Genomic DNA, 18,281 nt, shown 5'->3' on the forward strand with positions numbered 1-18,281 from the left:
CGGCCACCGGCCGCGCCGTTCCTGCGCGAAAGGCTACAGGCTTCCCTCGGGCGGGTCAGCCACGATCCGCCCGGCCGCGATGTCCACGAGCGGCACCGCCGCATGGGTGAAGGGCAGGAGGATCGTCTTCCCCCCGGAGCCCGCCACCTCCAGGATGTCGCCCGCCCCGTGGTTCAGCACGGCGCGCACGGTGCCGAGCCGCGTGCCGCCCGCGTCCTGCACGGGCAAGCCGATCAGGTCGGCGTGGTAGAATTCGTCGTCCGGCAGCGCCGGCAGCCGCGCCCGCTCCACCAAGAGCGGCACGCCCTTGAGAGCGTCGGCCTCCTCCTTGGAGGCGATGCCCTCGACGCGGGCGATCAGCGCGCCCTGGGTCTGGCCCAGGATCTCGACGGCGGGAAAGATCCGCCCGTCGGGGCCCCGGAGGGGCGCGTAGCCGGCGATGTCGGCGGGCTCCGCGCAGAAGCTCTTGAGGCGCACCTCGCCGCGGACCCCGAAGGCCCCGGCGAGGCTGCCCACGACGATGAGATCGTCGCTCATGAGCGTGTGTTATTCAGCGGCAGCGGCGCGCGCGGCCTTCTTCTCGGCCCGGTCCTTCGAGGCCTTGCCCGGCTCGCCCTTCTTGAGGTTGGCGCGTTCGGTCTTGGCGACGAGGCCCGCGGCTTCGAGGAAGCGCGCCACGCGGTCGGTCGGCTGGGCGCCCTGGCTCAGCCAGTGCTGGATGCGCTCGACGTTGAGCTTGATGCGGTCCTCGCTGTCCTTGGGCAGGAGGGGGGCGTAGGTGCCCAGCTTCTCGATGAAGCGGCCGTCGCGGGGCATGCGCGCGTCGGAGGCGACGATCGAGTAGTAGGGGCGCTTCTTGGACCCGCCACGGGCGAGCCGGATCTTCATGGCCATCTTATGTCTCCTTCGGAATGGCTTAGGCTTGTTGGCGTTCGTGGTGCTTGATGACTTCCTGGATGATGAAGGCCAGGAACTTCTGCGCGAACTCGGGGTCGAGATCGGCCTTCTCGGACAGTTCGACGAGGCGGGCGATCTGAGTCGCCTCCCGCGCCGGGTCCGAAGGGGGGAGCCCGTGGGCGGCCTTGAGCCGGCCCACGGCCTGCGTGTGCTTGAACCGCTCGGCGAGCGTGAAGACCAGGATCGCGTCGAGCCGGTCGATCGATTCCCGGTGCTCCTGGAGGAGCTGGGCGGCGCGGAGCGTGTCGTCCATCTGGTTCATCCTGCGATCTCCGGGCGGGGGTGGCGGTAGACCAGGGCGCCCTCGGAGACCGTGCCGGCCAGGACGGCCTCGGCCTCGGTGTCACGACGGGCGCCGATGCGCTCGGCCAGGGCCACGGAGCGGGCGTTCTGCGGGTCGATATAGCTGACGAGCGACGGCAGCCCGAGAGCCCAGGCCTGCTGGCGGGCGGCGCGGGTGGCCTCCTGGGCGATGCCCTGGCCCTCGGCCCCGGCGCGCAGGAAGTAGCCCAGCTCCGGTTCCTGGTCGCTCGGCTCCATGTTGAGGCAGACGAAGCCCAGAACCTCGCCGGTGGCGCGCGACTCGATGGTCCAGGGCCCGTGCCCGCGCAGGAGCCACGAGCCCACGGTTGCCGCGAACTCGGTAAAGGCGTCGTCCCGCCCGTAAGGCCCGTCCATGTGGACCGCGCGCGGGCTGCACAGGATCTCGGCCCAGGCCGGGAAGTCCGCGAGCGTCGGCGCCCGCAGCCGCAACCGCTCGGTCTCCAGCGCCGGGACCAGCGCCGACAGCCGCGCGGCCAGATCGGCAGCCGGGCCGGGCCGGGCCGGAAGCTCGTGCGGCGCGGTCATGCCAACGCCTCCGGCCGGGGATGGCGGTAGACCAGCACCGTCTTGCCGGGCGCGTCCGGGGCGGCCGCCCGGGGATCGAGCCGCGCGCCCAGCCGCTCGGCCAGAGCCACCGACCGGGCATTGCCTTGCGCGATGTAGCTCACCACCGTGTCCCACTTCAGCTCGGACCAGATGTGGCGCAGCGCGCCCTCGGCCGCCTCGCGGGCGATCCCCTGGCCCTCGGCGGCACCGTCCAGCACCATCCAGCCCAGCTCACGCTCGGGCCAGTCGGGCGGGTTCCAGGGCCCCACGAGCGCCACGGCCCGGTCCTCGCCGGTGCGAGTCACGGCGAACATCCCGAAGCCAAAGATGTCCCAATGCCCCAGCTCCGCCGCGAAGGACCGGAAGGCCTTGCCGAGGTTGCGATGGCTCCCGAACTCCGCCGCGCGCTCCGACATCATGAAGTCGCGGAACGCGTCCCAGTCCCGGGGGACGGGGCGGCGGAGCGTCAGGCGCCCGGTCTGGAGCACGGGGCCGGTCACTTCTTCCTCATCAGCCCCGACAGGCCCTGCGGCAGGCCGCCGGCGCCGCCCAGGCCGAGGCCCTTGGGAAGCTGCATCCCCGGGGGCATCTGGGGCATCTTGCCCTGCGCCATGGCCTCCTTCGCCGCGGCCATATCCTCCTCGGAGGGACCGCCCTTGCCGAACATCTTCTGGACAGCCTGCTTGAGCATGCCGCCTTTCCCCATGGCGCCCAGCTTCTTCATCATGTCCGCCATCTGGCGGTGCTGCTTGAGAAGCCGGTTCAGCTCGGACACTTCCAGCCCCGCGCCCGCCGCGATGCGCTTCTTGCGGCTGGCCTGGAGAAGGTCGGGGTTCGCCCGCTCCTTCTTGGTCATCGAGTTGATGAGCGCGATCTGCCGCCGGATCATCCGGTCGTCCAGCCCGGCCTCGGCGGCCTGCTTCTGCATCTTGTTCATGCCGGGCATCATGCCCATGACCGCCTCGACGCCGCCCATCTTCTGCATCTGCTCGAGCTGCATCCGCAGGTCGTTCATGTTGAAGAGCCCCTTCTGGAACCGCTTCATCATGCGCTCGGCCTGCTCGGCCTCAAAGGTCTGCTGCGCCCGCTCCACGAGCGCGACGATGTCGCCCATGCCCAGGATGCGGCCGGCGATCCGCTCGGGGTCGAAGGTCTCCAGCGCGTCGAGCTTCTCGCCCAAGCCGACGAAGCGGATGGGCTTGCCGGTGACGGAGCGCATCGACAGGGCCGCGCCGCCGCGTCCGTCGCCGTCCATCCGGGTCAGGACCACGCCCGACACGCCGATCTTGTCGTCGAACTCCTTGGCGACCTCGACCGCGACCTGCCCCGTCAGGCCGTCCACGACCAGCAGCGTCTCGCGGGGCTTGACCACGTCGCGCACGTCGGCGGCCTGCTGGATCAGCACCTCGTCGATGTGGAGCCGGCCCGCGGTGTCCAGCATGTAGACGTCATAGCCGCCCAGGGACGCCTGCGTCTTGGCGCGCCGCGCGATGGCGACGGGGTCCTCGCCCGGGACGATGGGCAGGGTGTCCACGCCGATCTGCTGGCCGAGGATGGCCAACTGCTCCATCGCCGCCGGGCGGTTGGTGTCGAGCGAGGCCATCAGGACCTTCTTGCCCTCGCGCTCCTTGAGGCGGCGGGCGAGCTTGGCCGTGGTCGTGGTCTTGCCGCCGCCCTGCAGGCCGACCATCAGGATGGGCGCGGGCGGGTTGTCGATCTTGAGCGGGCCGGGGTCCGTCTCGCCACCCAGCACGCGTACCAGTTCGTCATGGACGATCTTGACGACCTGCTGGCCGGGGGTGACGGACTTGGTGACCTGCTGGCCGGTGGCCTTGCGCTCGATGGCACGGGTGAACTCGCGCGCGACCGGAAGGCTAACGTCGGCCTCGAGAAGCGCGGTGCGCACCTCGCGCATCGCGGTCTGCACGTCGGCCTCGGTCAGCGCGCCCTGGCGCGTGAGCCGGTCGAAGACGCCGCCCAGGCGATCGGCGAGATTCTCGAACATGTCCGTCCTCTCCTCGTGTCCCGACCCCGCAGATAGGCAGGACCGCCGCGCAACCCAATGACCTTTCGCGCCCGCGGGCGCATCTGCGCTGACGGACGGCGATCCCCCATGGCGGGGGACCGGACGACGCAAAGGTGTCCGGTGATCGGTGGCCGATACGCCCTCGGGCGCCCCGCGTCAAGGAAAAGCCGCCCCAACACGCGGGCGGCCCCTGGTCCTACCGCTCCGGCCGGAAGGCGAAGAGCGCCGTCTTCACCGATGGCGAGGCCCCCGGCTTGAACCAGTACGTGTCCTGGATATGACTCGCGGTGACGTAGATCCGCCCGTCCGGCCCCTCCGAGAAGGTGTCCGGCCAGCGCAGCCGCGAATCCGTCAGCACCGTCTCCACCCGGTCACCGACAAGCCGCGTGATCCCGTTGTCGCCCGGCGAGGTGATGTAGAGCGTGCCCGCCCGGCTCATCCAGAGACCGTCCGCCACATGGGTCGTCGCGACCGTCCGCAGGCCCGCCTCGCGCTCGGCCTCGGCCACGCCGGGCCGCAGGAGGTCGGTGCCGATGCTGTAGAGCGTCCGCCCGGTCAGCGCCTGCCAGTAGAGCGTGCCGCCGTCCAGCGACAGCGCGATCCCGTCGGCGGCGAACATCGGCTGCCGCCCGTCGGGCCGGGTCAGCGGCTTGCCGTCCACCTCGACGGTCACGTCACCCTCGGGCTGCGTGGACGAATGCCCGTCCAGCGCCCGGAATCCTTCGCCGCTCTCCAGGTCGATGACGATGATCGCGCCGCGCGCGCCGCTGTCGGTGACGTAGCCCCAGCGTCCGTCCGGCGAGAACCGGATGTCGTTGAGATAGGTCCCCTGCAGCGCCACGTCGCCCGCGACCGGGATGACCTTCGTCACCGTGTCGGTCGAAAGGTCGATCCGCACCAGCTTGGGCGCCCCCTCCAGGATGCGCTCGTTCCCCGGCGCGCCGGGGTCCAGCACCCAAAGGTTTCCGCGCCCGTCCGGCACGATCGACTGCACGCAGACGAAGTGCTCGCCCACCGGCATCTCGGTGGCCTTGGCGTTGCGCCAGGCGTTCCACTTCTCGTCCGGATAGGGGCGCAGCCGCCCGCCCTCCAGCACCTCGGCCACCGAGACCGGCGCGTCCTCCGTCCAGCGCGGGAAGTTCACGAAGACCCGCCCGTCCTCCGTCGCGGCCACGCCCGTCACCTGGTGGTCGAACCGCGCCACCTCCTCCAGCGCCGCGTTCTGCCCCATCCGGCGCGCCGCATAGGCCGCGGCCACCGCCGCGCCCGCTCCGGCCACCCCGGCCATCACCGTGCTCTTCTTCACCATCTCGACCTCCGTCGCGTGTCGCCCCCGCAACGCGCGACCGGCCCGCTTGTTCACGCCGACCGGCCCATGGGGGGAGTTGCCCCCGGCCGCGTCCCTTGCCATGAACGTCGCATGACGAGCTGGGACGAGATCCGCACCGCCTTCCAGGTCGCCCGCCTGGGCACCGTCTCGGCCGCCGCCGAGGCGCTGGGCGTCCACCACGCCACCGTGATCCGCCACGTCGACGCGCTGGAAAGCCGCCTGGGCGCCAAGCTCTTCCAGCGCCACGCCCGCGGCTACACGCCGACCGAGGCCGGCCGCGACCTCCTGCGCGTCGCGGGCGAGGCCGAGGACCGCTTCGCCCAGCTCGTGGGCCGCATCCGCGACCAGTCGGGCGGCGTCGCGGGCGAGGTGGTCGTGACCTCGCTCGCCTGGCTCTCGCCCTGGCTCGCGCCCGTGCTGGCCGAGTTCCAGGCCGCCCATCCGACCGTCCTGGTGCGCTACCTGACCGAGACGCGGCTCTTCCGCCTCGAATACGGCGAGGCGCACGTCGCCGTCCGCGCGGGCGTCGAGCCGCCCTCCCAGCCCGACAACGTCGTGCAGCAGCTCCTGCGCGTCCGCTTCGCGCTCATGGCCTCGCCCGCCTATCTCGCCCGCCATGGCCACCCCCGCACGCCCGAGGAGCTGGCGCGCCACCACTTCGTGGGCCTCGACGACTTCGACGGTCGCGCCCCCTTCAACCGCTGGCTCCTCGCGCTCGCCCCGCGCGAGCGCGTGACCTTCCGCGTGGCGCAGGACGGCTCGCAACTGGACGCGGTGACGGCGGGGGCGGGGATCGGCTTCGTCTCGCTCCTCGACCGCCGGCAGCACCCCGGCCTCGTCGAGATCCTGCCGGCGCGCGAGGAATGGACGACGCCGCTCTGGCTCGTGACGCACGTCGACCTGCACCGGACGCCCAAGGTGCAGGCCATCCTCGCCCTCCTGAAGGAGCGTGCCCGGACCTGGGACGCCTGAGCGCCCGTGTCCGGCGACCTGCCCTCCCCGGTGGCGCCACGGCGCCCGCGCCTTGGTCCGCAGGGGCAGGGGCACCTCGCCATGCTCCTGTTCTCGGCGCTGGTCGCGGGCTCCTTCTCGCTGGGCGCGCGCATGGCGCATCTCGTGGACCCCATCGCCTTCACCGCGCTGCGCTTCTGGCTGGCAGGGGTGGTGATCGGGGCAGGGCTCTGGGCGACCGGCGGGCTGCGGCAGCCGCGCGCCCTCTGGAGGCAGGGCCTCCTGGGCCTGCTCTACGCGCTCTACTTCGTGCTGATGTTCGAGGGGCTCAAGACCGCGCCTCCCGTCAGCGCCTCGGCCGTCTTCACGCTGACACCCCTGATGGCGGCGGGCTTCGGCTGGTGGCTCCTGCGCCAGCGCCTGTCGCCCCGCATCGCGGCCGGGATCGCGCTGGGGGGCGCGGGGGCGCTTTGGGTCATCTTCCGCGCCGACCTTGCGGCGCTCCTCGCGCTCGACCTCGGGCGCGGCGAGGCGATCTACTTCGTCGGCTGCGTCGCCCACGCGCTCTACACGCCGCTCGTGCGCCGCCTCAACCGGGGCGAGGGCGCGGCCGAGTTCTCCTTGGGCGTGGTCCTGTCCGCCGGGGTCCTGCTGAGCGTTCTGGGCGCCCCGCGCATCGCCGCCACCGACTGGGCGGCGCTGCCCCCGCTCGTGTGGATCACGCTCCTCTACGTCGCGGTCTTCGCCTCGGCGGCGACCATGGTGCTGCTCCAGTTCGCGGCCATGCGGCTTCCGTCGTCCAAGGTCATGGCCTACACCTACCTCGTCCCCGCCTGGGTGCTCCTGTGGGAGGAGGCGCTGGGCGCCGGCGCGCCCTCGGCGCTGGTCCTGGTGGGCGTCGCCCTGACGGGCGCCGCGCTCCTCCTCCTCCTGCGGCCCGAACGCGCCTAAGGGGCGTCCTCCTCCGGCGCGGCCAGCTCCCGCTCCAGGAACCGTTCGAAGGCGTCGAGGTCCATCGCCTCCATCATCCCGAAGCCCTGCATCCAGGCGCTCGCCTCGCGCAGCGCGTCGGGCATGAGCTTGCACCAGGTGATGCGCCCGCGCTTCTCCTGCGTGATGAGCCCCGCCTCGGCCAGCACCTGCAGGTGCTTGCTGACGGCCGCGAGCGAGACGGGAAAGGCGCTCGCCACGTCCGTCACCGCCATGTCGTCCTCCAGCAGCATCCGCAGGATCGCCCGTCGCGTGGGGTCGGCAAGCGCCGCGAAGACGGTGTCGAGCGAGGGGGCCATGCCCCGCTTGTCGGGGCCGCGCGGGGGCAGGTCAACCCGCCCCGGCCATGCTCAACCATCCGGTTGAACGTGGATGGGCGCGCACGACGCCTCAGACCTTTTGGGCGTGCTAGAAAAATCAGTTACTTACGTCCAAGGAACTCGGCTTGACTCCGGCGCCCGCCCAGCCTAGCACCCCCCCGACCTTCCGAAGGGGCCAGGCCGCATGTCCGAACCCGACGACCGATCCGAACAGGCGCGCCTCGACGCGCTGGAGGAGCGGCTCGCCAGGGCGCGCGGCACGCCGGCCAAGTCCCACACGGAGTCACACTACTCGCAGGCGAACCTCGCCTGGCGGATGGTGATCGAGCTCGTCGCCGGTCTCATGATCGGCGCCGGCATCGGGTACGGGATCGACACCCTCGCGGGGACGATGCCGATCTTCCTGGTGCTGTTCCTGTTTCTGGGCCTCGCGGCCGGCGTCAAGACGATGCTCCGCTCGGCCCGCGAAGTGCAACTGAAGCGCGAGGCCGAGGCGGCCCGCCAGACGGAGGGCCAGGATGGAAGAAACGGCGCATGAAGCGGTAGGCCTGACCTTCCACCCGCTCGACCAGTTCCAGCTTTCGCCGCTCTTCGGGGCGGGCGGCGCGGACTACAACCCGTGGTTCTTCTCCCTGACCAACGCGACGCTCTGGATGGCGATATCGGTTCTCGGGATCTTCCTCCTGTTCGTCACGGCCACCCGCTCGCGCTCGATCATCCCGACGCGCGGCCAGTCGGTGGCCGAGCTGATCTACGGCTTCATCCGCAAGATGGTGGACGACGTCGCCGGCCATGACGCGGGCCGTTTCTTCCCGCTCATTCTGACGCTGTTCCTCTTCATCCTGTTCACGAACTTCTTCGGCCTCCTGCCGATGTCGTTCACCGCCACCTCGCACATCGCCGTCACGGCCGTGCTGGGCTTCGGCGTCTTCATCTTCGTGACCGTCCTGGGCTTCGTCCTGAACGGCAAGAAGTTCCTGGGCCTGTTCTGGATGACGGACGCGCCCCTGTTCCTGCGCCCGATCATCGCGGTGATCGAGCTCATCTCCTACTTCGTGCGGCCTGTCAGCCACTCGATCCGTCTCGCCGGCAACGTCATGGCGGGACACACCGTGATCAAGGTCTTCGCGGGCTTCGCCCAGGTGGCCGCGATCAGCCCCTTCGCGATCCTCGGCGTCGCCGCCATCTACGGGATCGAGATCCTCGTGGCCGCCATCCAGGCCTACGTCTTCACCATCCTCACCTGCGTGTACCTCAAGGACGCGCTGCATCCGGGCCACTAAGGCCGCGGACCAACCCTTCCCACTCAAGGAGAACGATCATGGAAGGCAATATCGGCGAACTCGGCTCGGCCATCGGTGCCGGCCTCGCGGCCATCGGCTCGGGCCTCGCTGCGGTGGGCGTGGGCAACGTCGCCGCCAACTACCTCGCCGGCGCGCTGCGCAACCCCTCGGCGGCCGCCTCGCAGACCGCGACGCTCTTCATCGGCCTGGCCTTCGCGGAAGCCCTCGGCATCTTCGCCTTCCTCGTGGCGCTCCTGCTTCTGTTCGTCTGATCGACGGATCACGGACCTGAGCGGCGGCGGGGTTTCGGTCCCGCCGCCTTCGTTTGCGCCACAGGGAGCCTCCGATGGAGCATGAAGAGACCACCCACGCCGCGGATGCAGCCCACGGCGCCGTCACCGAGGAGCTGACCCACGGCACCGCGGTTCCGTCCGAGGGGCCGATTCCCCTCCTGCAACCGGCCTATTTCGACAACCTGATCTTCTGGGCCGTGATCGCACTCATCGCGATCTACTTCATCCTGACCCGGATGGCCCTGCCGCGGATCGGCTCCACCCTCGCCACCCGCGAAGGCACGATCAGCAGCGACCTCGCCGCCGCCGAGGCCTTCCGCACCCAGGCCCGCGAGGCGCAGGCCGCCTATGACCGCGCCGTGGCCGAGGCCCGCGCCGAGGCGAACCGCATCGCGCAACAGACCCGCGACCAGATCCAGTCCGAGCTCGACGCCGCGCTCGCCCAGGCCGACGCCCAGATCGACGCCCGCGCCGCCGAAGGCGCCCGCGCCGTGGCCGGGATCCAGGCCCAGGCCCAGGCCAGCGTCGCCGAGGTCGCCCGCGACACCGCCCGCGAGATCCTGCGCGCCCTGGGCGCCCAGGTGGACGAGGCCGCGGTGGACCGCGCCGTGATCGCCCGCACCGGAGGCTGACCATGAAGAAGCTCGCGACCCTCGCGCTCACGCTCGCCGCCTCGCCGGCCTTCGCGGCCACCGAATACGGCTTCTTCTCGCTCCACAACACGAACTTCATCGTGCTGCTGGCCTTCCTGCTGGTGGTCGGCATCCTGGTCTGGTTCGGCGTGCCGAAGATGATCGGCGACCTCCTGGACCGCCGCGCCGAAGGCATCCGCAAGGACCTCGCCGAGGCCCGCGCCCTGCGCGAGGAGGCGCAGACGCTCGTGGCCTCCTTCGACCGCAAGCGGCAGGAGATGGCCGCCCAGGCCGACCGCATCGTCGCCGACGCCCGCGCCGAGGCCGAGCGCGCCGCCGCCCAGGCCAAGGCCGACGCGGCCCAGGCCGTCCAGCGCCGCATCCAGGGCGCCGAGGAGCAGATCGCTGCGGCTCAGGCCAAGGCGATCCGCGAGGTCAAGGACCGCGCCGTGACGGTGGCCATCGCCGCCGCGCAGGAGGTTCTGGCCCAGCAGATGACGCCCGCCGCCCGTGGCCAGCTCATCGACGACTCGATCGCCACCGTGGGCCAGCGCCTGCACTGAAGCGCTCCGCCGCGCGAACGGAAAAGGGCCGCCGGGATGACCGGCGGCCCTTCGCATTTGGAACGCGTCGCGCCTTACTGGTTGGGCGTGATGATGATCTCGACGCGGCGGTTCTGCGCGCGGCCCTCGGCGGTCTGGTTGGTGGCCACGGGGGCGTCCTCGCCACGGCCCAGCACGTTGATCCGCGCGGGCGACACGCCCGAGGCGACCAGCACGTTGGCCACGCTGCGCGCGCGCCGCTCGGACAGGTCCTGGTTGTAGGCCGCGTCCGCCGTGCTGTCCGCGTGGCCCACGACGTTGACGGTCGTGTTCGGGTAGTTGTTCAGCGAGGCCGCGACCGCCCGCAGGTCCGACTGCGACACCGGCGAGAGGGCGTCCGAGTCGGTCGCGAACAGGATGTCGTTGGGCAGCGTCACCACGAGCTGGCTGCCGGTGTTCGTCACCGTGCCCGAGCCGAGCTGCGCACGCAGTTCCGCTTCCTGACGGTCCAGCGCCGCGCCGATGCCCGCGCCCACCGCGCCGACGGCGGCCGCGCCGATGACGGCGTTGCGGATGCGCTCGTCGCTGTCGTCGCCCGAAAGGGCGCCCACCGCCGCGCCGATGCCCGCGCCGATCAGCGCGCCCTGCTGGGTCTGCGTGCCCGACTGGTTCGGCAGCGGCTGCTGGCAGGCCGCAAGGCCGATGAGCGAGGCCGCCATGACCGAAAGGGTGAGTCGTTCGAATGCCATGTTGTCGTTCCTTCTTGGGCGGGCGCGCATGCGCCTCGGCCCGACCGGTATCGTCGGGACCTCACTGATAAGCGATAACGCGATCGTGTCAGCCCTGTTCCCGGCGGTCTAGGCGGCTCCCTGCCCAGGATGGGCACCTTCGGCCCGCGCCGATTCCCAGGCCAGCATCGCGCGCTTCACGGGCAGCCCCCAGCGATAGCCGCCCAAGCCCCCCGTGCCCCGCAGCGCCCGGTGGCAGGGAATGAGCCAGCCCACCGGGTTGCGACCCACGGCCGTCCCCACCGCCCGCACCGCCTTGGGGTGTCCGATGGCGCGGGCGATCTCGCCATAGGTCGTGACCTGTCCCTCGGGGATCGCCAGCAGCGCCTCCCAGACCTTGATCTGGAACGGCGCCCCGATCAGGTGCAGCCGCGCGCCCCGCCCGCCGAAGGCGTCCTCGACCCAGGGCCGCAGGGCCTCCGGGTCCTCCACGATCCGCGCCCGAGGCCAGCGCGCGACCAGGTCCGCCCGCACGGCCTCCACCCCCTGCTCGCCCGCGAAGCCCAGCCCGCAGAGGCCATGCTCCGTGCCCATCGCCACCGCCGGCCCGAAGGGCGTGTCGAAGACCCCCGTGCGAACCGTGACCCCGTCACCTTCGCGCGCGAACTCGCCCGGCGTCATCGCCTCCCAGCGCAGGAACAGGTCGTGGAGCCGCGACGGCCCCGACAGTCCCACGGCATCCGCGACCTCCAGCACCGCCCGCCGCTCGCGCAGCAGCACCTTGGCCTGCCCCAGCGCGAGATGCTGCTGGTAGCGCTTGGGCGAGATCCCCGCCCAGACCGAGAAGAGCCGCTGAAAATGCCCCGCGCTCATCCCCATCGCCGCCGCGAGGTCCTCGAGCGCCAGGGGCTCCTCGGCCCGGTCGATCAGGTCGATGGCGCGGCGCATGACGCCGTAGTGGTAGCTCGCCTCCAGCATGGCGCACCTCCCTTGCAAGCCTCCCGAAGCTAGGCGCCGCGCCGCGTCGGCGCGACCCGGAACTTGCGGGATGCGATGCCGCCGGGTAGTCCGGCCCCCATGTCCCGCCAGCTCTCCTACTCCGAACAGGTCGAGGTCTTCCGGCGTCTCCAGGCCGCGAACCCCCATCCCAAGGGGGAGCTGGAGCATCTCAACGCCTTCACGCTCCTCGTCGCGGTCGCGCTCTCGGCCCAGGCCACGGACGCCTCCGTGAACAGGGCCACGCGCGACCTCTTCCCCCTCGCCGACACGCCGCAGAAGATGCTGGCCTTGGGCGAGGAGGGCCTGATCCCCTACATCAGGACCATCGGCCTTTACCGCAACAAGGCCAAGAACGTGATCCGCCTGTCCGAGCTGCTCGTGCAGAACTTCGGGGGCGAGGTCCCGTCTTCCCGCGCCGCGCTCGAATCGCTGCCGGGCGTCGGCCGCAAGACGGCGAACGTGGTCCTCAACATGTGGTGGGGCTTTCCCAGCCAGCCCGTGGACACCCACGTCTTCCGCGTCGGCAACCGCACGGGCGTGGCGATGGGCGACGACGTGGTGGCGGTCGAGCGGTCTCTGGAAAACCACGTCCCCGTCGAGTTCCAGAAGCTCTCGCACCACTGGCTGATCCTTCACGGCCGCTACACCTGCGTCGCGCGCAAGCCGAAATGCCCGATCTGCCCGATCCGCGACCTTTGCACCTATCAGGAGAAGACTCCGGGATGACCGCTCGCTACCACGCCGTCGGCATCGGCAACGCCATCGTGGACGTCTTCTCCGAGACGGACGACAGCTTCCTCGACCACATGGGGATCGAGAAGGGCATCATGCAGCTCATCGAGCGCGACCGGGCCCAGCTCCTCTACGCCGCGATGCGCGGGCCGCGTCAGGTCCCCGGCGGGTCCGTCGCCAACACCATGGCGGGCCTGGGCAACCTCGGCCTGCGCACCGCCTTCATCGGTCGCGTCAACGACGACGCCCTGGGCCGCTTCTACGCCGAATCTCTTGCGGCCGAGGGCTCGGCCTTCCCCAACCCGCCGGTGGCGAACGGCGACCTGCCCACCTCGCGTTCGATGATCTTCGTTTCGCCCGACGGCGAGCGGAGCATGAACACCTATCTCGGCATCTCCTCCGAGCTGTCCCCCGCCGACGTGCCCGAGGCGGTGGCGACCGGCGCCGACCTCCTGTTCCTCGAAGGCTACCTTTACGACAAGCCCAGCGGGAAGGAGGCGTTCGAGACCGCCGCCCGGCTCACCCATCAGGGCGGCGGGCAGGCGGGCATCGCGCTCTCGGACCCCTTCTGCGTGGACCGCCACCGCGCCGACTTCCGCCGCCTCGTGCGCGACCTCGACTATGTCATCGGCAACCAGCACGAATGGGAATCGCTCTACCAGAGCGACCTCGACAACGCACTGCGCGAGGCGGCGCAGGACTGCGGCCTCGTGGTCTGCACCCGCTCGGGCGACGAAGTCATCCTGATCCGGGGCGAGGAGCGCAGCACCGTTCCCGTCCGCCGCGTCGTCCCCGTGGACGCGACTGGGGCGGGCGACCTCTTCGCGGCCGGCTTTCTTTACGGCCTCGCGACGGGGCAGGGGCTGGAGGTCGCGGGCCGCATGGGCTGCGTCGCCGCCGCCGAGGTGATCTCGCATTTCGGCGCGCGGCCCGAATCGGACCTCCGGCACCTCTTCCGTCAGGCCGGGCTCATCTGAGAGGGTGTTGCGTGAATCGGGGGTGGACCGTTCGGTGGTCCAACTACCTGTTAATGGTTCTCCGACCATGATGGTGCCATGACCCAGACCACCCCCATCCCCGGCTCCCGCATGGCCGACGAGATCGCCGAGGCGCCCGCGGCCTTCCTCCGCGCGGCCCTCCAGCCGGCTCCGGCCGTTCCGCCCTCGTGGCGCGCGGCCTACACCGTCGCGCGCGGCTCCTCGGACGCCGCCGCCGCGATCCTGGCCTACGAATTCATGCGGGAAACGGGCCGCCCCGTGACCTCGCTCCCGCCCTCCATCTTCTCGCTGGGCGAGGGCGTGGCCCTCGACGACGTCCTCCTGCTCCTCATCTCCCAGTCGGGGGCGAGCGAGGATCTCGTCCGCTCCGCCCGCGGCGCCCGCGCCCGCGGCGCCCATGTGGTCGCGCTGACCAACGTCGAGGGTTCCCCCGTGGAGCAGGAAGCCCAGGCCACCCTTCCCATCGGCGCAGGGCCGGAACTCGCCGTGCCCGCCACCAAGACCGTCGTCGGCGCGGTGGGGGCGGGGATGGCGCTGCTCGCCGGCCTCGTCCCGGACTACGCGCCCCGCGCCACTGAGTCGGCCCGGGCCGTCGCCCGGCTCGGCGGCCTGACACACCCGCGCTTCACCGCGCTCCGCAACGCCCTCGAATCGGCTGGCAGCGTTTACGTCATCGGCCGCGACACCGGCTTCGGGGCCGCGCAGGAGATCGCGCTCAAGCTCAAGGAATGCGCGGCCCTGCACGCCGAGGCCTATTCCGCCTCCGAAGTCCTCCACGGCCCGCTGCAACTGGCGACCGAGGGGCTGACCGTCCTCCTCCTCGACACCGACGCGCCGGGCACGTCCCGAAGCCTCGCCACCGCCGAGGCGCGCTTCTCCGACCTCGATGCCACGGTGCTGCGCGTCGCCCCCTCCGACGTGGGCGCCGGGGACCTGACCCCCGCCGCCGCCGCCGCGCTGCTCCTGTGCCTTCTCTATCCGGTGGTCCATGCCGTCGCGCTCGCGCGCGGCCACGACCCCGACGCCCCCGAGACGCTGTCCAAGGTCACGCGCACGACATGAGCCTCAACGACACCGCGACCTGGCGCGAGATCCAGCACCAGCCCGACCTGTGGGAGACCTGGGCCCGCAGCCCCGCCCTGCGCGAGGCCCGCGACTGGATCGACGTGCAGGCCGCCAAGGAGATCTGGCTCTGCGGCGCGGGCAGCAGCGGCTACATCGGCGACATCGTCGTGGCGGGGATCGACGGCGTGGTGCATCCCCGCCTGCGCGCCATCCCCACGACCGACCTCGTGAGCCGCCCGCTGGCCTACCTTCCGACCGAGGCGCTGGTGATCCACTTCGGCCGATCGGGCGACTCGGCGGAAAGCGTGGGGCTCCTCGACCTGCTCGACACCGTCTCGCCGGAAACCGCGCGGCTCCACGTCACCTGCAACCCGCAAGGCACGCTCGCCACCCGCCCGCCCAAGGTCCTGCCCGACCCCCGGATGCGCAAGGCGCCCTTCCATGTCGTGACGCTGCCCGAGGCCGCCCACGACACGGGCTTCGCCATGACCGGCAGCTTCACGGGGATGCTGCTCACCGCGCTCGCGCTCCTCGCGCCCGAAGGTCCGGGCCCCATCGCCCATCTGGCCGCCGACCTCCGCCGCTTCCTGCCGCTCTACGAGGACCATGCCCGCGCCGCCCGCACGCCCGAGCGGATGGTCTTCCTCGGCGCGGGCCCGCTGGCCCATGCCGCCCGCGAATCGGCGCTCAAGGTGCTGGAGTTGACGGCCGGTCGCATCCCCTGCCTCTGGGACTCCACCCTGGGCTTCCGCCACGGGCCCCGCAGCTTCGTGCAGGGCGCGACCGACATCGTCCTTTATACCTCACCCGAGCCCCACGCCGCGCGCTACGACGCCGATCTGGCCGAGGAGATGCGCGCCCAGTTCCCCGAATCCCGCGTGACCACGATCGGCCCCGGCGGCGACCTCGACGCGCCCATGCCCGACGGCGCCGAATGGGGCGCGGCGCTGGCCGTGCCCTACGCCCAGACCCTTGCCGCGATCCTGTCCGACCGGCTGGGCCTGACCGTGGACGACCCCTTCGCGGGGCAGGGGACGCTCACCCGCGTCGTCCGGGACGTTCGCCTCCACAAGGTGGGGCCGTGAGCCATATTCTCCTCGACGTCATCGCCCGAAGCCGCGCCGGCCACCCCGCCGCGATCCCCTCGGTCTGCTCGGCCCATCCCGAGGTGCTGGAGGCCTCGCTCCGCCTCGCGCGGCGCCTCGGCCGCCCCATCGTCATCGAGGCCACCTCGAACCAGGTGAACCAGGACGGCGGCTACACCGGCCAGCGCCCCGCCGACTTCGTGACGACCCTGCACGCGCTGGCCGACAGGGTGGGCCTCGACCGCGCGCAGGTCGTGCTGGGCGGCGACCACCTGGGACCCCAGGCCTGGCGCCACCTCCCCGCGCCCGAGGCGATGGCCAAGGCCGACGCGATGATCCGCGCCTACGCGCAGGCGGGCTTCACCAAGCTCCACCTCGACTGCTCCGAGGGCTGCGCGGGCGAGCCCGCCCAGCTGTCCGACGCCGAGACGGTCCCCCGCGCCGCCGACCTCGCCCGTGCCGCCGTCGAGACCGCCCCCGCCGACACGCTCCTCTTCGTCGTCGGCACCGAGGTTCCGCCCCCCGGCGGCGCCCGGGCGGGCGAGCACGGCATCGCCCCCACCACGCCCCAGGCCGCCCGCGCCACGCTCGACGCCCATGCCGACGCCTTCCGCGACCTGGGCCGCATCGGCGGGCTCGTCGTCCAGCCGGGCGTGGAGTTCGGCGCGCTCGACATCCACCACCTGCCCCTGGAGCGCGACCCCGGCCTGCGCGCCGCCGTGGCCCATCACGATGGCGTCGTGCTGGAGGCCCATTCCACCGACTACCAGCGCCCCGCCGCCTTTCCCCGCCTCGCGGAACTCGGCTTCGCCTTCCAGAAGGTCGGCCCCGCACTCACCTTCGCCTGGCGCGAGGCGGCCTACGCGCTCGACGCGCTGGCCCGGATCGCGGGCTGGAGCGACGGCGACCTCCCCGGCACGATGGAGGCGCTGATGCTGGCCAAGCCCCGCCACTGGCAGAAACACCTCGACCCGCAGGCCGCCGACCTCCGCCTCCAGCGCCACGCCGCCTACGCCGACCGCATCCGCTACTACTGGCCCCGGCCCGAAGCGCAGGCCGCGCTCGTCCGCCTGCGCGCCGCGCTCGACGGCCGCCACCTTCCCGAGCCCTTCCTGCTCCAGGGCTTCGCGCCGGCCGTCCTCGACCGGGCCGAGGCGCTGTCCGACCTCCCGCGCCTCGACGCGCTTCTCCAGGCCAGCGTGCAGGAGGCGCTCGCTCCCTACTTCTTCGGCTCCGCATGACTTGGCTTGCCCCCGACCGCCTCTTCGATGGCGAACGGCTCCACGAAGGGCTGGCTCTCCGGCTGTACGCGGGCCGCGTGGCCGACCTTGCCCCCGCCGATCCCCGGATGGGCGCCCGTGCGCTCCCCGGCACGGTGACGCCCGGCTTCGTCGACCTGCAGGTGAACGGCGGGGGAGGGGTCCTCCTCAACGCTCAGCCGACCGTCGAGGGGATGGAGGCCATCGCGAGCGCCCATCGCCACCTCGGCACCGTGGCGCTCCTGCCCACCGTCATCACCGACGCGCCCGAGGTGCTGGACCGCGCCGCCTCCGCCGCGCTGGCGGCCAGGGGCCGTCCGGGTCTCCTGGGCCTGCACATCGAAGGGCCGCACATCTCGGTCGCCCGGCGCGGCACCCACGCCGCCCGCTTCATCCGGCCGCTCGACGACCGCACGATCGAGGTCGTCCGCCGCCTGCGCGAGGGCGGCGTCCCCGTCCTCCTCACCCTCGCGCCCGAGGAGACGACCCCCGACCGGATCGCCGCCCTCGCCGCCACCGGGGCGGTCGTCTCGCTGGGCCATTCCGACGCCACGGCGGATCAGGCCCGCGCGGCGCTCGACGCGGGCGCGCGGACCTTCACCCACCTCTTCAACGCCATGTCGCCGCTCACGCACCGCGCTCCCGGCATGGTCGGCGCGGCGCTGAACTCCACCGCTCCCGTGGGGATCATCTGCGACGGCATCCACGTCGCCGACGAGGTGGTGGCGCTTGCGCTGCGCGCCCGGCCCGCGCCCGACCTGTTCTACGCCGTCTCGGACGCCATGCCGACCGTGGGCGGCCCGGACCGCTTCCGGCTCTACGACATGGACCTCCATGTCGAGGACGGCCGCCTCGTGAACCCCGAGGGCAATCTCGCCGGCGCCCATGTGACGATGGCCGAAAGCCTGGCCCGCCTCGTCACCCGCCTCCAGGTCGCACCCGAGGCGGCGCTGCGAATGTCCGTCACCGTCCCGGCCCGGTTGATCGGGCGTCCCGACCTCGCCACCCTGGTCGGGCGCGCCGCCGGGGACCTCCTGCATCTCGGGGCGGCCTGGGACCTGCGCGGCCCGCTCAACGGAATCACCTGATTTCGTCCATAACGAGGCGGGCCATCGGCAAGCCTTTGCCTAGTTCGGCCCTTGGGGCGACAAATCCGGGGATCGATATGGGACCTTTGTCGGAACTGTGGCATCCATCAACCAGGAGATGATCTAGGGCGGC

Annotated in this window: 23 protein-coding genes; 13 read left to right on the forward strand and 10 right to left on the reverse strand. The window is 71.9% G+C overall.

The window, feature by feature from the left end; genetic code table 11:
- Nucleotides 1-33: 33 nt before the first annotated feature.
- From rimM to FHG71_RS14330, 7 genes are all read right to left on the reverse strand, one after another.
- Entirely contained in the window at nucleotides 34-537 is a 504-nt protein-coding gene (gene rimM, locus FHG71_RS14300; protein ID WP_139082375.1) for a ribosome maturation factor RimM, read from the reverse strand.
- Nucleotides 538-546: 9 nt separating this feature from the next.
- Complete coding sequence (gene rpsP / locus FHG71_RS14305; protein ID WP_139082376.1) at nucleotides 547-894, reverse strand: 30S ribosomal protein S16; 348 nt, start codon at nucleotides 892-894, stop codon at nucleotides 547-549.
- A 22-nt stretch (nucleotides 895-916) separates the two neighbouring features.
- Complete coding sequence (locus FHG71_RS14310; protein WP_425467362.1) at nucleotides 917-1,219, reverse strand: chorismate mutase; 303 nt, start codon at nucleotides 1,217-1,219, stop codon at nucleotides 917-919.
- Nucleotides 1,216-1,806, reverse strand: a complete 591-nt coding sequence (locus FHG71_RS14315) for a GNAT family N-acetyltransferase (RefSeq protein ID WP_139082377.1) — start codon at nucleotides 1,804-1,806, stop codon at nucleotides 1,216-1,218. Before FHG71_RS14315 ends, FHG71_RS14310 begins: the two co-directional genes overlap by 4 nt.
- On the reverse strand, nucleotides 1,803-2,327 hold the full coding sequence (locus tag FHG71_RS14320; protein ID WP_139082378.1) for a GNAT family N-acetyltransferase: 525 nt from the start codon (nucleotides 2,325-2,327) through the stop codon (nucleotides 1,803-1,805). The genes FHG71_RS14315 and FHG71_RS14320 overlap by 4 nt, the downstream gene beginning before the upstream one ends.
- Complete coding sequence (gene ffh, locus FHG71_RS14325) at nucleotides 2,324-3,832, reverse strand: signal recognition particle protein (RefSeq protein WP_139082379.1); 1,509 nt, start codon at nucleotides 3,830-3,832, stop codon at nucleotides 2,324-2,326. The genes FHG71_RS14320 and ffh overlap by 4 nt, the downstream gene beginning before the upstream one ends.
- Before the next feature lie 217 nt (nucleotides 3,833-4,049).
- Entirely contained in the window at nucleotides 4,050-5,162 is a 1,113-nt protein-coding gene (locus FHG71_RS14330; RefSeq protein ID WP_139082380.1) for an L-dopachrome tautomerase-related protein, read from the reverse strand.
- A 111-nt stretch (nucleotides 5,163-5,273) separates the two neighbouring features.
- Here FHG71_RS14330 and FHG71_RS14335 point away from each other — a divergent pair, with 111 nt between their 5' ends.
- Nucleotides 5,274-6,155, forward strand: coding sequence for a LysR family transcriptional regulator (locus FHG71_RS14335; protein ID WP_139082381.1), 882 nt, complete (start codon nucleotides 5,274-5,276; stop codon nucleotides 6,153-6,155).
- 81 nt (nucleotides 6,156-6,236) lie between these two features.
- Nucleotides 6,237-7,085 (forward strand): DMT family transporter, encoded by an 849-nt coding sequence (locus tag FHG71_RS14340; RefSeq protein ID WP_139082382.1) that lies wholly within the window; start codon nucleotides 6,237-6,239, stop codon nucleotides 7,083-7,085.
- Here the strand turns inward: FHG71_RS14340 and FHG71_RS14345 are convergent.
- Nucleotides 7,082-7,423 (reverse strand): ArsR/SmtB family transcription factor, encoded by a 342-nt coding sequence (locus FHG71_RS14345; RefSeq protein WP_139082383.1) that lies wholly within the window; start codon nucleotides 7,421-7,423, stop codon nucleotides 7,082-7,084. The genes FHG71_RS14340 and FHG71_RS14345 overlap by 4 nt on opposite strands.
- 205 nt (nucleotides 7,424-7,628) lie before the next feature.
- Here FHG71_RS14345 and FHG71_RS14350 point away from each other — a divergent pair, with 205 nt between their 5' ends.
- From FHG71_RS14350 to FHG71_RS14370, 5 genes are all read left to right on the forward strand, one after another.
- A complete protein-coding gene (locus FHG71_RS14350; protein ID WP_139082384.1) occupies nucleotides 7,629-7,982 on the forward strand; it encodes an AtpZ/AtpI family protein in 354 nt (117 codons plus the stop codon).
- Complete coding sequence (locus FHG71_RS14355; protein WP_139082385.1) at nucleotides 7,963-8,727, forward strand: F0F1 ATP synthase subunit A; 765 nt, start codon at nucleotides 7,963-7,965, stop codon at nucleotides 8,725-8,727. Before FHG71_RS14350 ends, FHG71_RS14355 begins: the two co-directional genes overlap by 20 nt.
- 38 nt (nucleotides 8,728-8,765) lie before the next feature.
- Nucleotides 8,766-8,999: a F0F1 ATP synthase subunit C gene (locus tag FHG71_RS14360; protein WP_139082386.1), complete on the forward strand. Its 234-nt coding sequence runs from the start codon at nucleotides 8,766-8,768 to the stop codon at nucleotides 8,997-8,999.
- Nucleotides 9,000-9,073: 74 nt separating this feature from the next.
- The gene (locus tag FHG71_RS14365) at nucleotides 9,074-9,652 is read left to right on the forward strand and encodes a F0F1 ATP synthase subunit B' (RefSeq protein WP_139082387.1); all 579 of its coding nucleotides are present in this window, start codon (nucleotides 9,074-9,076) and stop codon (nucleotides 9,650-9,652) included.
- A 2-nt stretch (nucleotides 9,653-9,654) separates the two neighbouring features.
- The gene (locus FHG71_RS14370) at nucleotides 9,655-10,215 is read left to right on the forward strand and encodes a F0F1 ATP synthase subunit B (RefSeq protein ID WP_139082388.1); all 561 of its coding nucleotides are present in this window, start codon (nucleotides 9,655-9,657) and stop codon (nucleotides 10,213-10,215) included.
- Between the two features lie 74 nt (nucleotides 10,216-10,289).
- Here FHG71_RS14370 and FHG71_RS14375 read toward each other — a convergent pair whose 3' ends face one another.
- Nucleotides 10,290-10,943 carry a YiaD family glycine zipper/OmpA-like lipoprotein gene (locus tag FHG71_RS14375; protein WP_139082389.1) on the reverse strand — a complete coding sequence of 218 codons (654 nt, stop codon included), beginning with the start codon at nucleotides 10,941-10,943 and terminating at the stop codon, nucleotides 10,290-10,292.
- A gap of 108 nt (nucleotides 10,944-11,051) precedes the next feature.
- Entirely contained in the window at nucleotides 11,052-11,900 is an 849-nt protein-coding gene (locus tag FHG71_RS14380; RefSeq protein ID WP_139082390.1) for a methylated-DNA--[protein]-cysteine S-methyltransferase, read from the reverse strand.
- Between the two features lie 99 nt (nucleotides 11,901-11,999).
- On the opposite strand from FHG71_RS14380, the gene nth reads away from it, so the two are divergent.
- From nth to FHG71_RS14410, 6 genes are all read left to right on the forward strand, one after another.
- Nucleotides 12,000-12,647, forward strand: a complete 648-nt coding sequence (gene nth / locus FHG71_RS14385) for an endonuclease III (protein WP_139082391.1) — start codon at nucleotides 12,000-12,002, stop codon at nucleotides 12,645-12,647.
- A complete protein-coding gene (locus FHG71_RS14390; RefSeq protein ID WP_139082392.1) occupies nucleotides 12,644-13,630 on the forward strand; it encodes an adenosine kinase in 987 nt (328 codons plus the stop codon). The genes nth and FHG71_RS14390 overlap by 4 nt, the downstream gene beginning before the upstream one ends.
- Before the next feature lie 78 nt (nucleotides 13,631-13,708).
- The gene (locus FHG71_RS14395; RefSeq protein WP_246045461.1) at nucleotides 13,709-14,713 is read left to right on the forward strand and encodes an SIS domain-containing protein; all 1,005 of its coding nucleotides are present in this window, start codon (nucleotides 13,709-13,711) and stop codon (nucleotides 14,711-14,713) included.
- The gene (locus tag FHG71_RS14400) at nucleotides 14,710-15,801 is read left to right on the forward strand and encodes an SIS domain-containing protein (protein WP_139082393.1); all 1,092 of its coding nucleotides are present in this window, start codon (nucleotides 14,710-14,712) and stop codon (nucleotides 15,799-15,801) included. Before FHG71_RS14395 ends, FHG71_RS14400 begins: the two co-directional genes overlap by 4 nt.
- Nucleotides 15,798-17,042: a class II D-tagatose-bisphosphate aldolase non-catalytic subunit gene (locus FHG71_RS14405; protein WP_139082394.1), complete on the forward strand. Its 1,245-nt coding sequence runs from the start codon at nucleotides 15,798-15,800 to the stop codon at nucleotides 17,040-17,042. Before FHG71_RS14400 ends, FHG71_RS14405 begins: the two co-directional genes overlap by 4 nt.
- Entirely contained in the window at nucleotides 17,039-18,148 is a 1,110-nt protein-coding gene (locus tag FHG71_RS14410; RefSeq protein WP_139082395.1) for an N-acetylglucosamine-6-phosphate deacetylase, read from the forward strand. Before FHG71_RS14405 ends, FHG71_RS14410 begins: the two co-directional genes overlap by 4 nt.
- Nucleotides 18,149-18,281: the final 133 nt, after the last annotated feature.

The organism is Rubellimicrobium roseum (assembly GCF_006152145.1).
Classification (GTDB): Bacteria; Pseudomonadota; Alphaproteobacteria; order Rhodobacterales; family Rhodobacteraceae; genus Rubellimicrobium; species Rubellimicrobium roseum.